Raw genomic sequence first — 14,026 nt, forward strand, 5'->3', positions numbered from 1 at the left:
GCGGGCGCGCCACCTTGCCGCCAAACCTCATCGGAGCAGACCACACATGCAGCACCGCCGCCTCGGCACTTCCGCCATCGTTGTTTCCGATATCTGCATGGGCACGATGACCTTCGGCAGCCAGGCCGACGAAGCCACATCCTTGCGCATCCTCGACATGAGCTATGATGCCGGGATCAACTTCTTCGATACGGCGGAAGGCTATCCCGTGCCGCCCGACGCCAAATGGGTCGGCAGGACCGAAGAAATCGTCGGCAAGTGGCTGAAAACCAAGCCGCGCGATGCGATCATCCTCGCCACCAAAGTCTCTGGCCCCAGCCATGTCTGGTTCAAGAGCCCCAAGCGCAACGGCATGACCGCGCTAGACCGGCACAATATCATCAAGGCGGTGGAGGAAAGCCTCCAGAAGCTCGGCACCGATTACATCGATCTCTACCAAACCCACTGGTCCGATCACGACACTGCCTATGAAGAGACGATGGAAACGCTCGACGAGCTGGTCCGCGTGGGCAAAGTGCGCATTCTCGGCTGCTCGAACGAAACGTCGTGGGGCCTGATGAAGTCGATCGAAGCCGCCAAGGCCATTGGCGGTGCCCGCTATCACACGATCCAGAACAACTTCAGCCTCAACAACCGCCGCTTCGAGGATGAACTGGCGCAAGTCTGCCGCAAGGAAGGCGTGAGCCTGATCCCCTATTCGCCCATCGGCGGCGGCGTGCTGGCCTGCAAGTACAGCGACGGCGCCCGCCCCGAAGGCGCGCGCTTCTCCAAATACCTTGAAATGGGTGGCCGCCAAGCCAGCATGGCGCGCCGCTTCGTCAACGAAAAGTCCATCGAATCCGCCGAACGCTTCGCCAAGATCGCAGCCGAACATGGCCTCGATCCCGTGACCTTTGCGGTCGCATGGTCGAAGCAGCACGATTTCGTCGCCTCGACCATCGTCGGCGTGACGACCGAAGAACAATGCGCGCCGATCTTCGCGGCGGCCGATGTGGTGCTTTCGGACGAAGCGATGAAGGCGGTGAACGCGGTCAGCCGCGAAATCATGTACCCGATGGGGTAATTCCGGCACCGGCGGGCAAAGGCAATAGCCCTTGCCCGCCGGAGGCCCATCAGTACCGCCGCGCCACCGCGAACTCAGCCGCCTCGGACATCGCCGCCTTGGCCGCGCTGGCCGGGAAGGCCGCAATCGCGTCGATCGCGCGCTGGGCGTAGTGCCGCGCGCGTTCGCGGGTGGCGTTTACGGCTTCGTGCTTGCGGATGAGAGACACGGCGTGGGCGAGATCGGCATCGCTGTTGCGGTCTCCAGCGATAGCTTCCTGCCAGAACGTGCGCTCTTCCGCCGAGCCGCGCGCGTAGGCGAGGATCACGGGGAGGGTCATCTTGCCCTCGCGGAAATCGTCGCCCTGGTCCTTGCCCATTTCGGAGGCATCCGAATCGTAATCGATGGCATCGTCGGCCAACTGGAACGCGATGCCGAGGTTGCGGCCATACGAATCGAGCGCAAGCTCGTCCGCCTCGCTGCGCTCTGCCACCACGGCGGCAATGCGGCAGGCGGCGGCAAACAGCGCTGCCGTTTTGGCATTGATAATGGCGAGGTAGCGTTCCTCGCTCGTATCGACCTGCCGCTGCGCCACAAGCTGATCGACCTCGCCCTCGGCAATCACGGCGGAGGCATTGGAGAGGATTTTCAGCACCTTGAGGCTGCCATCCTCGACCATCAGTTCGAAGCTGCGGCTGAACAGGAAATCGCCGACGAGCACCGTGGCGGGGTTGCCATAAATGATGTTGGCGGCCTGCTTGCCGCGCCGCATGCCCGATCCATCGACCACATCATCGTGCAGCAACGTGGCGGTGTGGATGAACTCCACCGTGGCGGCCAGCTTGTAATGGCGGCTGCCGCCATAGCCCAGCAGCGAAGCGCTCGCCAAAGTCAGCATCGGGCGCATGCGCTTGCCACCGCCGGCGATGAGGTGGCCAGCGAGTGCCGGGATCAGCGGGATGCGCGATTGCATCCGGCCGAGGATCACTTCGTTGACACTGTTCATGCCATCGGCCACGAGCGCCATGAGCGGCTGCAGCGAAGGCTCGGCGCGGCGGGGGAGAGTGTGGATGGTCGCGGTCATCGTCCATTCGCTTGGCCTGCCCACCGGCGCTTGGCAAGATGCAACTTGCGTCAGAGTGGGCGGCATGCCCCTCAAGGCGGGATGGATGGACGGAGAACAGGCATGAGCGAGGATCCGGTGCTGGCAGGCTATCGCCAGAGCATCGACAACATCGACGCGGCGATGATCCATATCCTCGCCGAACGGTTTCGCATCACGCAGGCAGTCGGCGCGCACAAGGCCGCGCATCAGCTTCCCGCCAGCGATCCGGGGCGCGAGGAGCGCCAGATTGCCCGCCTGCGCGCGCTGGCGACGGATGCCAAGCTCGATCCCGAATTCAGCGAAAAGTTCCTGCGCTTCATCATCGAGGAAGTGATCCGCCACCACGAACAGGCGGCGGAAGCGAAAGCCTGATCATGGGCCTCGGCGCGGAAGGCTACCTCAGAAACGCGTGGTATGTCGCGGAGTGGGCCGACGCGGTCACCGAAGCGCTGACGGCGCTGGAGATTCTGGGCGAGCGGATTGTGCTGCTGCGCGCCGCCGATGGCAGGCCCGTCGCGCTCGAAGATGCCTGCCCGCACCGCAAGCTGCCGCTCTCGCTGGGGCGGCGCGAGGGCGATACCATCGTCTGCGGCTACCACGGCCTCACCTTCGATACCTCGGGCACATGCATTGCCGCGCCCACGCAGGCGACGCCGCCCAAGGCCTGCGTGCGCAGCTATCCGCTGGCCGAGCGCTACGGCCTCGTGTGGATCTGGATGGGCGATCCGGCGCAGGCAGACCCGGCGAAGATCATCGACATTCCGCAGTGGGGCTCACCCGATTGGGGCTATAATCGCGGCCCGGTGATGCAGGTCGATTGCCACTATCTCTACGTGGTGGACAATCTGCTCGATCCCACCCACGTCACCTGGGTCCACCCCGGCTCGTTCGGTGATGCCTCCTGCGCCGCCGTGCCGATCGAGACCCTTTCCGCTCCCGAAGGCGTCACCGCCGCGCGCTGGCTGATGGATACCGAGCCTGCGCCGTTCTACGCCAAGTTCCTGAAATTCTCCGGGCGGGCAGACCGCTATCAGCACTACGAGATGCGCTATCCGTCCAACGCGGTGATCAAGGCGGTGTTTGTGCCCGCAGGCACTGGCGGCCACGGGAGTGCGCTCCACGCCGATGCCTTCTGCATGGACAGCTTCAATTTCCTGACGCCGGTCAATGCGAAGCAGATGCGCTATTTCTGGTTCCAGCTCAGGAACTTCGCGCCCGATGATGCGGCTGTCTCTGCGGAATTCACCGAAGACGTCCGCCACGCCTTCGAGGAAGACCGCGTGATCCTGAATGCGGTGCAGATCGGCATGGATACCAGCCCCACGCCGAGCATCGACCTCAAGAACGACCTCGCCTCGTTCCGCTTTCGTGCAGCCCTCGCCCGGATGATCGCGGCTGAGGGCTGAACCGGCGTCAGGCGATGATCTGGAAGTCCGTATAGGCCAGCGCCGGGTGCCCCGTCAGCGTTGCCACCTGCACCGCTGCTGCCGAACCTGTCCCGTCGCGGTCGTACCACAGCACGCCGGTCGAGGTGTTGTAGATCAACCGGTCGGTCGCATCGTGCGCCGCGTTCACGCCCGCGCCCGACCAGTACGCATCCGCGCTCATCGCCCCCGTTGCGGCAAAGCCGGTGAACACCGCGCGGCTGAAAGCCAGCTTGTCGGTTCCCGTTACAAAATCCTGCAGCGTATCGTAGTTGGTGGAGAGATTTGCGGCTGTATCGAACACGAACGTATCCGCCCCCGCCCCTCCGTTCAGCACGTCATTGCCGTTGCCGCCGGTCAACCGGTCCGTACCGATCCCGCCCTGCAACGTGTCATTCCCCAGTCCGCCCGTCAGCGTATCGCTGCCATCCAGCCCAGCAAGGACATTGGCGGCGCTGTTGCCGGTGATGACATTGGCCTCGGCGTTGCCGGTCCCGTTGATCGCCGCCGTGCCGGAAAGCGTGAGGTTCTCAATGTTGGCTGACAGCGTGTAGCTGGCAGAGGCGGTGACGAGATCAGTGCCCTGCCCGGCCAGTTCGGTCACCACATCGCCGCTCACGTCAATCACATAGCTGTCGTTGCCCAGCCCGCCGATCAGCGTATCCGTCCCCGCGCCGCCATTCAGCGTATCATTGCCCGCGTTGCCGGTGATGACGTTGTTCAGCCCATTGCCCGTGCCGCTGTGCGCGGAGGCATTGGTGAAGGTCAGGTTCTCGACATTTGCCGCAAGGGTATGGCTCGAAAGCGTGGTCTGCACCGTATCGGTGCCCTGCCCTGCCAGTTCGGTCACGACGTCGCCGCTGGCATCGACGACATACGTATCGTCGTCCAGGCCGCCGATCATCGTGTCGTTGCCCGATCCGCCATTCAGCGTATCGTTGCCGCCAAGCCCGGTGAGCACGTTGGCGCCCGAATTGCCGGTGAGCACATTGGCATTGCCGTTGCCGGTACCGGCAACGGAGGCGCTGCCGGAAAGCGTCAGGTTCTCGAAGTTCGCGGTCAGCGTCCAGGCAATCGAAGCTGTCACCAGATCGGTGCCCTGCCCGGCGAGTTCGGTCAGCACGTCGCCCGCGTTGTCCACCACATAGCTGTCATCGCCCAGCCCGCCGATCATGGCATCCGCGCCCGTGCCCCCATTCAGGGTGTCGTTCCCGCCCAGCCCGGTGAGGGTGTTCGCGCCCGAATTGCCGGTAAGCACATTGGCATCGCCATTGCCGGTGCCGCTGATCGCGCTGCTGCCGGAAAGCGTGAGGTTCTCGACATAAGCCGCCAGCGTCCAGCTGATCGAGGACGTGACGGTGTCGGTTCCAGCGCTCGCTGCCTCGATCGTGGTGTCTCCGGCATTGTCGACGACATAGCTGTCGTTGCCCAGCCCGCCGATCATGCGGTCCGCCCCGCTTGCGCCATTGAGCACATCGTTGCCGCCGCCGCCGGTCAGCGTGTTGTTCAGCGTGTTGCCCGTGCCGGTGTGTGCGGCGCTGTCGGTGAAGGTCAGGTTCTCGACATTGCTGCCCAGCGTATAGCTGGCGCGCGTGGTCAGCACCGTATCGGTGCCCTGCCCCGCTGCTTCGCTCACCACGTCGCTCGCCGAATCGACCACATAGGTATCATCGCCCAGACCGCCGACCATCGTGTCGTTGCCGAGGCCGCCATCGAGCCGGTCGTTACCGCCAAGGCCGGTCAGCGTATCGTTGCCGGCAAGCCCCATGATGTGGTCGGCGCCGTTCGTGCCGGTCAGCGCGTTCACGGCGGCCGTCCCCACGATCAGGTTGTAGGACCCGTAGCTGAACACTTGCGCCTTGATGCTGGTACCGTCGCTATCCCCGCCAAGACCGCTGCCATCACCCCAAGCGATGACAAAGCCCCCGCCGAGCAGGCTGCTGACCACCGGGCGTTCCTGATAGCTCGAAGTCACCGTGTTGACGGTAATCTCGCTGCCCACCTTGGCGCCTGCGCCATCATAGAACTGCGCCTTGATCTCGCTGTTCGTGGCGGTCACGAAATGCTGCCAGGTCACCACGAAGCCGCCATCGGGCAAGCTGGTGATCGCGGGGAAATCCCGCTCGCCTGCGCCAGTGCCGCTCACCACCAGCGTGGTGCCCACCTTGGCGCCTGCGCCATCGAACATCTGCGCCCGGATCAGCGTATCGGGCTCGCCCGTCGCCGGACTGGAATCCTGCCATGCCACGACAAAGCCGCCGCCGGAAAGCCCGGTCACCACCGGCAAGGCCTGATCGCTCTGCGCTTCGGCATCGACGATGAACTCGCCGCCCGCCTTCGCCCCCGCCGCGTCGAACAGCTGCGCCTTCAGCACCGTGCCGGATGCGCCGCCATCCATCCACGTCACGACAAAGCCGCCGCTCGCAAGGCTGGTGACCATTGGCTGAGTCTGATCGCCGGTGGTCTGCGTATTCACCCGCACCGCGCTGCCCGAAGGCACGCCCGCCGCATTATAGACTTGCGCGAGCACGCCTGCGCCGCTCGCATCGCCGGCGGTTCCGGCATAGTCCTGCCACGTCACCACAAAGCCGCCGCCGGCAAGGCCGGTGATCGTGGGGTTGTGGTTGCCGGGCAGGTTGTTGCCGCCCTGCTGCGTCCACGTCAGCGGATTGACGAGAAACGCCGGGGTCACCACCGCCCCTGCCGCGCTATAGACTTGCGCCTTGATCTTGTAGTCCGATTGGATGCCCGCCTCGGTCCAGGTTACCACGAAGCCGCCGTTCGCCAGGCTAGCCACAGTGGGGAACGACTGATCGGTGCTCGCACCGCTCGCCAGGGCAAATTCGCCGCCCACTTTCACGCCAGCCGCGTTGTAGATCTGCGCCTTGGCGACGCCGAGGCCGCTCGGCGCGGAATAATCCACCCATGTCGCGACAAAACCGCCGCCGGCGAGGCCCGTGATCGAGGGCAGGTCCTGAAAGCTCGCAGTCTGGCTATTGACCAGCAGTTCGCTTCCGACCTTGACGATATCTACCATTCCGGGCTCCCGCGTGCACCATGCCGATGCCTCCCGCGCAAAGCGGCAGGCGTTCGGCACCCGGTGCAGTTCTATCCGTACCCCGGCGGACTAGCGGAAAACCGTTAACAATCTGCGTTCCCCAGCGCAGCGCGGCAGCACGCCGGATTGGCGCTTGGCCCAGCATTTCCGGGCGGTCCACAGCCATTGGCGGTAAGCTGCAGACCACCCCTTTGCCTTATGCCACGATCAGGATATCCACGTAAGAGAGGCGCGGATGGCTCGCATCGCCCAGCGTCGCGATCAGTTGCGCCACCGCCGCCCCGGTGCCGTCGGCATCATAGCGCAGTTCGCCGGTCGTGGTGTTGTAGAGGATGCGGTCGCTCGCATCGTGCGCGGCATCCACGCCCGCGCCGGAATGGAACGCAGCTTCGGTCAACCGGCCCGTGGCGGCAAACGCGGTGAAGGCGGCTTTCGAAAGAAGGATGCGGTCATCCTCGGTGCGGTTGAAATCGGTGATCGCATCGCCATCGGGCGCAGTGGTGAACCAGAACGAATCGCGCCCGGCCCCGCCTGTCAGCGTATCGGCTCCGGTTTCGCCAATCAGCCAGTCATTGCCGCCGCCGCCGCGCAGAATGTCGTTGTCCGCCCCCCCATAGAGGCGGTCGTTCGCGCCGTCGTCCTGCACCGTCTCGTCAAGCGTGTCGCTGCCTGCGCCGCCATAGCTCTTGTCCGCGCCATTGCCGCCCTGGAGAGTGTCGGCACCGGCATCGCCATAAAGCAGGTCGTTCCCCGCGCTGCCCCCCATGGTATCGTCACCCGCGCCGCCGTAGAGCTTGTCGTTGCCTTCGGCCGTGTTGATGAAGTCGTTGCCGTCTCCGCCTTTGGCGATGTCGCGGTCGGCACCGCCGAACAGGCTGTCATCCCCCGCATTTCCGTAAAGCGTGTTCGCCCCGCCGCCGCCGTAGATCTGATCGTTATCAGCACCGCCATAGATGGTGTCGTTACCCTCTTCGCCGGACAGGAAATCCCTGCCCGCGCCGCCGGAAACGAAGTCGTTGCCGTTCTGGGCCTGAACACTGTCATCCCCGGCATCGCCGTAGAGCTGATCGTTGCCGCCATTGCCGATGATCGTATCTTTGCCATTGCCGCCGCGGATCAAATCATTGCCGAAGCTGTTGTAGAAGTTCCCGGCGGCAAGATAGTCGTCCCCATTGTTGCCAAGGATCGTGTCGCTCCCCGCTCCGCCATTGATCTGGTCGGCAGATGCGCCGCCGGAGATGTAGTCATCCCCGCCATTCCCATCGATCAACGGTGCATCGAACGCGCGGCCCGTGGCCGGATTGATCGGGGCAACATATTCACCCACGTAGATGGTATCGTTGCCCGCACCGCCGCTGATGGCGTTCAGAAGCTCGAACCCCTTCACGGTCGCCGTATCGACAAGGCCGGTGCCGCCCCGCCACATCCCGCGCAGATCGATCACCTTGTTGTAAAGGATCAGCTGGTTCTGCGCATCATAGCGGCCCTCGAAACTGATGCTGAGCGTATCGCGACCTGCTCCGCCATTGGCGCTGTGCGCCACGGATGCGCCGCCCAGAATGAACTGGATGGAATCGTTCCCCCCATCGCCAAACACGCTGTCGGCCAGCAAGTCGAAGTTGGCCGGATTGGCGCTGTCACCGCTCTCGTTATAGATCTGGATGTAGTCGTTACCGTTGTTGCCATGGACCAGATTGCCGCCCCTGGCACCGGCGAGAGAATCGTTCCCCTCACCGCCATTGATCGTGTCATTGAAATTACCGCCGACTATGTTGTCGTTGCCGCCCAGAGCATTGACGACATAAGGCCCCGGATCGTCCGAAGGGTACCGAACCGGGTCGAAGCCGAGGATGTCGTCGTTTTCGGTCAGCGTGTATGTGCCCATGGCCCAAATCCCTTCATCGCGTGGTGCTTCAAAAGGAAATGCGTGAAGGCCGCGCAAATCGGACAGGCAGGGTGGCAGTTTTCGCAAGAGAACAGTCCGGATCGGACTATCGGCAGAGTTTTTCCTGCGTTTTCAGGATATTGTCCAGCTGATCGCTGCGGTCCTGTGCGGTCAGCCGCCTGGCCTTGTCCATCAGCTCGAACACCCGCCGCGCCTCGGCATAGCTGGCGCAGGCCGCCGCGATGCGGCCGGTCTGTGCCTGCAGATCGGCCAGCGGCTTCATCTCCACGGCGTAGTCGCGCATCCGCCGTGCCTCACCCGGGTGGGCTTGCCAGATCGCCTTGCGCTCGGCAGCGGTGGCCGCGAGGAGCGCCAGCCCCTCGTCCACCTTGCCCGCCTGCACCAGAATGCCCCCGCGCGCGTTCTCGCTGATGTGGAGGTGGCGGCGGGCATCGTCATCGGCAGCATCGAACGCGACCACGCGCCGCAGATCGGCGCTCGAACGCTCGATCTCGCGCAGGCCTTCACGCACCGCGCCGCTATCCGCCAGCGCCGAGGCCAGCGCCCAGCGCGCATGGCCCAGCCGCCGCAGCGCATGCATGCTGCCGGCATAGCGCCGCACCGCGTCTTCCAGCACGGTCACCGCCTGCCGATAGGCTGGCACCGCGCCGCGCGTATCCCCGCCATACCATATCACGTCCCCGCGCGCTTCGGCGGCTCGCGCCATAAGGATCAGCGCCGGGAGCGAGGCATCGCCTGCCAATGCCTGTTCTGCGCGGTCCGCATCGGCCAGAGCGGGCCGATAGTGCTTGTCCCACTGATCGATGATCGCCTTCAGCACAAACCCGGCCGCGCGCTGCCGATTACCCTCAGCAGAACCGGGTTCAGCCGCGTTGAACGAGAGCGCCAAGTCCCGCTGCGCCCGCGCGGTGTTTTCCTCCACCATTTCGGCCAGCCACGCGCTATCGAGCCGCGCTTGCGCCACCAGCATGCGCGGCGCGGCAGGCCCTGCTGCCTCGAGCAGTCCCAGCACCCGGTCGATATTCGCGCGCGCCCGCTCCGGCTGGCCCAGATTGGCGCCCAGCGGGCTGCCCTGCACTTCAGCGAGGCGCAACAGGCCCTCCGCCGCCTCGATCCGCACGGCGGGGCCAGCCCATGTGCTCTCCGCCAGCCGGTCCAGGTAATGCTGCGCGGTCTGCGCCACCTCGCGCCGCAGCTCCAGCGATCCGGGCTGCCGTTCCAACTGATCATACAGCGTGTAGAGCAGATAGCGCGAAGTGCCCCGCGCGTCGTCGAACCGGGCCTCCGCCTCGATCTTCTGCCGCTCGGCCAGCAGCAGCCCCGCGCCCGCAGCCCCCGCCAGCAGGGCCAGCGCTCCGCCCGCCGCGAGCGCCTTCCACCGCCGCCGCACAAACAACCGCGCGCGATAGCGCCAGTCAGGGCCGCCGCGTCCGGTTCTGGCCGCGAGCGGAAAATGCCCCTCGCGCCGCGCCAGATCGGCGAGCAATTCTGGCACCCCGCCATAACGCACAGCCTCCTCGGCCGCGCAGGCCTTGGCGATGATGGCAGCAAGCTCTGCATCAAGATCCGGCCCCGCGATCCGCGCCAGCAGCCGCCCCAGCGCAAACACATCGTCCGCCACCGAAGGCAGGGCGCCCGCCAGCCGCGCCGGGCTGGCAAAGGCGCTCGTAACCGCGCCTGAAAGCAGCAGCGCATCGGCCTCATCCCCCAGCAGCCGCGCAATGCCGAAATCGAGCAGCCGCACGCGGCCTTCGCGGTCCACGAGAATGTTGGAAGGTTTGAGATCGCCATGAGCCACCAGCCGGCTATGCGCATAATGCACCGCCCGCGCCGCATCGCCAAAGCGCCGCAGCCGCTCGGCCAGCGCCCCGCCCTCACTCGCCCCGCCCTCACTCGCCCCGCCCTCACCCGCTTCATCAATCGGCGCGCCATCGACGTATTCCATCACGAGGCAGGGCCGTCCGTCCGCCGTCATCCCGCCATCGATCAGCCGGGCGATGCCGGGATGCTCCAGCCGCGCCAGAATGCGGCGCTCGGCGGCAAAGGCCTCGGCCGCGCGCACTTGCAGGCGCGGCTGGATCAGCTTGATCGCCACGCGCTGTTCAAACAGGCCGTCGTCGCGCAGCCCCTCCCACACCTCGCCCATCCCGCCCGCACCGATGCGCTGGACGAAAGCAAACGGGCCAAACCGCTCGGGCGGCGGCAGCAGCGCCGCATCGAAACCGCCAGGCAGTTCGGTCGGCATCGAGCCTGTGGCCGCGCCCGCCCGCTCCAGCGCCGCGATCCGTGCCAGCACTGCCGCGCTTTCGTTCTTCAGCAGCCTTGCCCGGAACCGCGCATTGCCGGGATGCGCCACCAGCCGCTCCATCAGCGCCAGCACCCGGCGTTCGATGATGCTTTCGCTGGCGGCGTCCTCGCTCAAGCCGCCTCCAGCCGTTCCAGCAGCCACAGCCGCGCCGCGTTCCATCGCCGCAGCACGGTACGGTGCGAAAGCCCGGTCGCAGCCGCCGTCTCCTCCACGCTCAGCCCCAGCATGAAGCGCAGCTCCACGATCCGCGCATGGTCCGCAGAATAGCTGGCCAGCTCCGCCAGCACGCGATCAAGCTCCTCGATATTGACCAGTCCGTGCGCCGGATCGTCTGGAAACACGGTCATCATCTCCACCGCCTGCCGCTTTTTCGCGCCCTGCTTGCGCGCCTCGTCGATCAGCACTTGCCGCATCGTCCGCGCGGCATAGGCCAGCATGTGCCCCGCGCCGGTCACGCCGGAAAGGTTGGATCGCAGCAGGCGGATCGCGGCTTCGTTGGCCAGTTCGGTGGGCTGGATCACCGCGCCCGCGCCATCCCCCACCAGAATGCGCCGGGCCATGCGCCGCATATCGCCATAGCAAGCATTGAGGAGATGTTCGGGGGGCAGCGTTTCCGGAATCTGGTTCAAACCGGCTGCTCCACCCGCAAGGTCAGTTGCTCAATCGTCCAGCGGCACGCCGGGCAATTGCTTGGCGGTGCGGATCGTCAGCGAAGTCTTCACGCTCGCCACGTTGGGCGCCGGAGTCAGCTTGCTGGTCAGGAATTCCTGAAAGCTCTGCAGATCGCGGCTCACGATCTTGAGGATGAAATCGATCTCGCCGTTCAGCATGTGGCATTCGCGCACATCGGGCAGGGTCCGCATGTGCTCTTCGAACTGGCGCAACGATTCCTCGGCCTGGCTCTTGAGGCTGACGAGCGCGAAGACGGTGATCGCAAAGCCCAGCTTCGAAGGGTCGAGCTCGGCATGATAGCCGCGGATCACGCCTGCTTCCTCCAGCGCGCGAACCCGGCGCAGACAGGGCGGCGCAGTCAGGCCCACGCGCTGCGCCAGCTCGACATTGGTCACGCGCCCTTCATCCTGCAGTTCGGCGAGGAGGCGCCGATCAATCCCGTCGAGTGTTGCCATGGTTCTGTTTATGCCCTGCTGGATTGCCATGCTCGCCGATTGGTTAACGGCCACCCGGTTCTTGCCAGCCCACGCGGCGACAAGGAGGGGGCGATCCGGCCAATCTTGGTAACTTTCCACACCTTGTGCGGCTTTGAACGATAATTTTGTTGTTTAATATCGCAATCGTCCCACAATGCAACGAGGTCTACAGACCCCTTCCCGCGCCCTCGCTTTTTGTTAGGGTCCCGGTAACCAGTCCCGGGCGCGTCGCTGCGCGCGTCGGCGCCTCTCGGAGAACGCATGATTGTCGACGATCGCCTCGAAACCGTGCTGCGCACCGTCGCGGCCGGACCGGGTGCGGTCGCCACGCAAATGCGGCAATTGCTGGACCTTCTCGGCCGCACCCCGCCCGAACACTGGACGAGGGCCCACACCGGCGCACTCACCCGGCTCGATTCGCTCGCCGCCATGCTGGGCGATACTGCGAGTGCCTCCCTGATGGCCTCGGCAGGCCTGCGTTCACCAATCCTGGTCGAACATTTCGCCGAGGCCGGTCCCAAAGTGGCACTCGCCGCGATCACCTCTGCGCGGCTTGGCGAGCGTGACTGGCTGGCGATCATCCCCGATCTTCCGGTGCAGGCGCGCGGCTTTCTGCGCCATCGCCGCGATCTGGGCCCGCAGGTCGAAGCCCTGCTCGCCCGGTTCGGGATCACCGATTTTGCGCTGCCACTGCCGCCGCATTTCGAAGCGGAAAGCGCGGTGGTCGCGCAGCCAGAGCCAGTGCATGAACCGGTGCCTGAGCCTGAGCTTGCGCCCGCGGGCGAAGACCTCGCCCCGGCGGGCGAGGGCATCGGCGCGATCATTGCCCGGATCGAAGCGTTCCGCCGCGCGCGCGCAGTCCCCGAAGGCGATGCGCAGGCGGCTGCCAGCCAGACCCGCCTGCCCTTCACCGATGAACCGCCGCCCGCCCCGCCTGCGATCAACGCAGTCGATCTCGCGCTCGATGCCGAAGGCACGGTGATCGCCGCCGATACTGCGCTGGCCGCAGCGTTCATCGGTCTCAAACCCTTTGCCGCCGATCCCGATGCGCCCGCCACGTGCGATCCCGCCACGATCACCGCCGCCCGCGCGCGGCTCCCCGTCGCGGCCGGCAGGCTCGAACTCGAAGGCCCAGCGGCGGCTGCCGGTCCTTGGCGGATCGATGCGGTGCCCGGCTTTGCGCCCGATACCGGCCACTTCACCGGCTGGCACGCCCGCCTGCGCCGCCCGCCCGCCCCGCCGGTAGCCGCCAGCCCCGCCGCCAATGATGATAGCCGCGCCCGCAGCGCCGATCGGCTGCGCCAGATGCTCCACGAACTGCGCACGCCGATCAACGCGATCCAAGGCTTTGCCGAACTGATCCAGCAGCAGATGCTCGGCCCCACGCCGCACCAGTACCGCAGCCTCGCCGCCGGAATCGCTTCCGATGCCGCGCGGATGCTCGCCGGGTTCGAAGATGTCGAGCGCCTCGCCCTGCTCGAATCCGCGCCTGCGCCGGATGCCGCGGCGGCCCCGACTGGCGGCATGCAGGGCGATACCGATCTTACCGCGCTGCTCACGCGCCTGTTTGCGCAGCTTGAACCGCTGCTCGCCCCGCGCGAAATAATGCTGACGCACGATCTGCCCGAAGGCCCGCTCCCCGTCGCAATCGCACCCGATGATCTGGAACGCACACTCTGGCGGCTGCTCTCGCTCGTAGCCAGCGCTGCAACGCCGGGCGAGCAACTGGCCCTTACCACACGCGTCGGCGCTGGCCCGCGCGGCTACGGCGTGCGCATCACCCTGCCGCTCCCTGATGCACTCGCGCAGGCGTTGGACGAAGCGGCACCGTCTCTTGTCGATAGCATCGCCTCACCGGGCGGGATGCTCGGCAGCGGCTTTGCGCTCAGGCTCAGCGCAGCCGAAGTGCGCGCCGCCGGCGGGTTGTTCCAGCGCGAAGGGTCAAGCCTCCTAGTCACTTTGCCACTCTTGACCGCCGCACGCCAGACACCTAGCCAAAGAGGCATAGTGGGCGGACAGGCCGGCTAAGGGGACA

General features: G+C 65.8%; 10 protein-coding genes. 4 read left to right on the forward strand and 6 right to left on the reverse strand.

Annotated elements, in window-relative coordinates; translation table 11 throughout:
* Positions 1 to 46: 46 nt before the first annotated feature.
* Positions 47 to 1,063 (forward strand): aldo/keto reductase, encoded by a 1,017-nt coding sequence (locus CFE35_RS20575; RefSeq protein ID WP_292933530.1) that lies wholly within the window; start codon positions 47 to 49, stop codon positions 1,061 to 1,063.
* 49 nt (positions 1,064 to 1,112) lie between these two features.
* Here the strand turns inward: CFE35_RS20575 and CFE35_RS20580 are convergent, their stop codons facing one another.
* The gene (locus CFE35_RS20580; RefSeq protein ID WP_292933531.1) at positions 1,113 to 2,126 is read right to left on the reverse strand and encodes a polyprenyl synthetase family protein; all 1,014 of its coding nucleotides are present in this window, start codon (positions 2,124 to 2,126) and stop codon (positions 1,113 to 1,115) included.
* Positions 2,127 to 2,228: 102 nt separating this feature from the next.
* Between CFE35_RS20580 and CFE35_RS20585 the strand changes: the two genes are divergently transcribed.
* Complete coding sequence (locus CFE35_RS20585; protein ID WP_292933533.1) at positions 2,229 to 2,519, forward strand: chorismate mutase; 291 nt, start codon at positions 2,229 to 2,231, stop codon at positions 2,517 to 2,519.
* A 2-nt stretch (positions 2,520 to 2,521) separates the two neighbouring features.
* Complete coding sequence (locus CFE35_RS20590; protein WP_292933534.1) at positions 2,522 to 3,553, forward strand: aromatic ring-hydroxylating dioxygenase subunit alpha; 1,032 nt, start codon at positions 2,522 to 2,524, stop codon at positions 3,551 to 3,553.
* 7 nt (positions 3,554 to 3,560) lie between these two features.
* Here CFE35_RS20590 and CFE35_RS20595 read toward each other — a convergent pair whose 3' ends face one another.
* From CFE35_RS20595 to CFE35_RS20615, 5 genes are all read right to left on the reverse strand, one after another.
* Positions 3,561 to 6,608 (reverse strand): hypothetical protein, encoded by a 3,048-nt coding sequence (locus CFE35_RS20595; protein ID WP_292933536.1) that lies wholly within the window; start codon positions 6,606 to 6,608, stop codon positions 3,561 to 3,563.
* 217 nt (positions 6,609 to 6,825) lie between these two features.
* Entirely contained in the window at positions 6,826 to 8,514 is a 1,689-nt protein-coding gene (locus CFE35_RS20600) for a calcium-binding protein (protein ID WP_292933538.1), read from the reverse strand.
* 106 nt (positions 8,515 to 8,620) lie between these two features.
* Positions 8,621 to 10,957, reverse strand: coding sequence for a serine/threonine-protein kinase (locus CFE35_RS20605; RefSeq protein WP_292933540.1), 2,337 nt, complete (start codon positions 10,955 to 10,957; stop codon positions 8,621 to 8,623).
* A complete protein-coding gene (locus CFE35_RS20610; RefSeq protein ID WP_292933542.1) occupies positions 10,954 to 11,472 on the reverse strand; it encodes an ECF-type sigma factor in 519 nt (172 codons plus the stop codon). The genes CFE35_RS20605 and CFE35_RS20610 overlap by 4 nt, the downstream gene beginning before the upstream one ends.
* A gap of 30 nt (positions 11,473 to 11,502) precedes the next feature.
* Complete coding sequence (locus tag CFE35_RS20615; protein WP_292933544.1) at positions 11,503 to 11,970, reverse strand: Lrp/AsnC family transcriptional regulator; 468 nt, start codon at positions 11,968 to 11,970, stop codon at positions 11,503 to 11,505.
* A 282-nt stretch (positions 11,971 to 12,252) separates the two neighbouring features.
* On the opposite strand from CFE35_RS20615, the gene CFE35_RS20620 reads away from it, so the two are divergent.
* On the forward strand, positions 12,253 to 14,019 hold the full coding sequence (locus CFE35_RS20620; protein ID WP_292933546.1) for a histidine kinase dimerization/phospho-acceptor domain-containing protein: 1,767 nt from the start codon (positions 12,253 to 12,255) through the stop codon (positions 14,017 to 14,019).
* Positions 14,020 to 14,026 lie beyond the last annotated feature (7 nt).

The organism is Novosphingobium sp. PASSN1, from assembly GCF_002278815.1.

Coding starts and splice junctions, on each gene's coding strand:
- CFE35_RS20615 (WP_292933544.1), bottom strand. CDS start 11,970: ATGGCAACACTCGACGGGATTGATCGGCGCCTCCTCGCCGAACTGCAG.
- CFE35_RS20600 (WP_292933538.1), bottom strand. CDS start 8,514: ATGGGCACATACACGCTGACCGAAAACGACGACATCCTCGGCTTCGAC.
- CFE35_RS20580 (WP_292933531.1), bottom strand. CDS start 2,126: ATGACCGCGACCATCCACACTCTCCCCCGCCGCGCCGAGCCTTCGCTG.
- CFE35_RS20595 (WP_292933536.1), bottom strand. CDS start 6,608: ATGGTAGATATCGTCAAGGTCGGAAGCGAACTGCTGGTCAATAGCCAG.
- CFE35_RS20590 (WP_292933534.1), top strand. CDS start 2,522: ATGGGCCTCGGCGCGGAAGGCTACCTCAGAAACGCGTGGTATGTCGCG.
- CFE35_RS20585 (WP_292933533.1), top strand. CDS start 2,229: ATGAGCGAGGATCCGGTGCTGGCAGGCTATCGCCAGAGCATCGACAAC.
- CFE35_RS20575 (WP_292933530.1), top strand. CDS start 47: ATGCAGCACCGCCGCCTCGGCACTTCCGCCATCGTTGTTTCCGATATC.
- CFE35_RS20620 (WP_292933546.1), top strand. CDS start 12,253: ATGATTGTCGACGATCGCCTCGAAACCGTGCTGCGCACCGTCGCGGCC.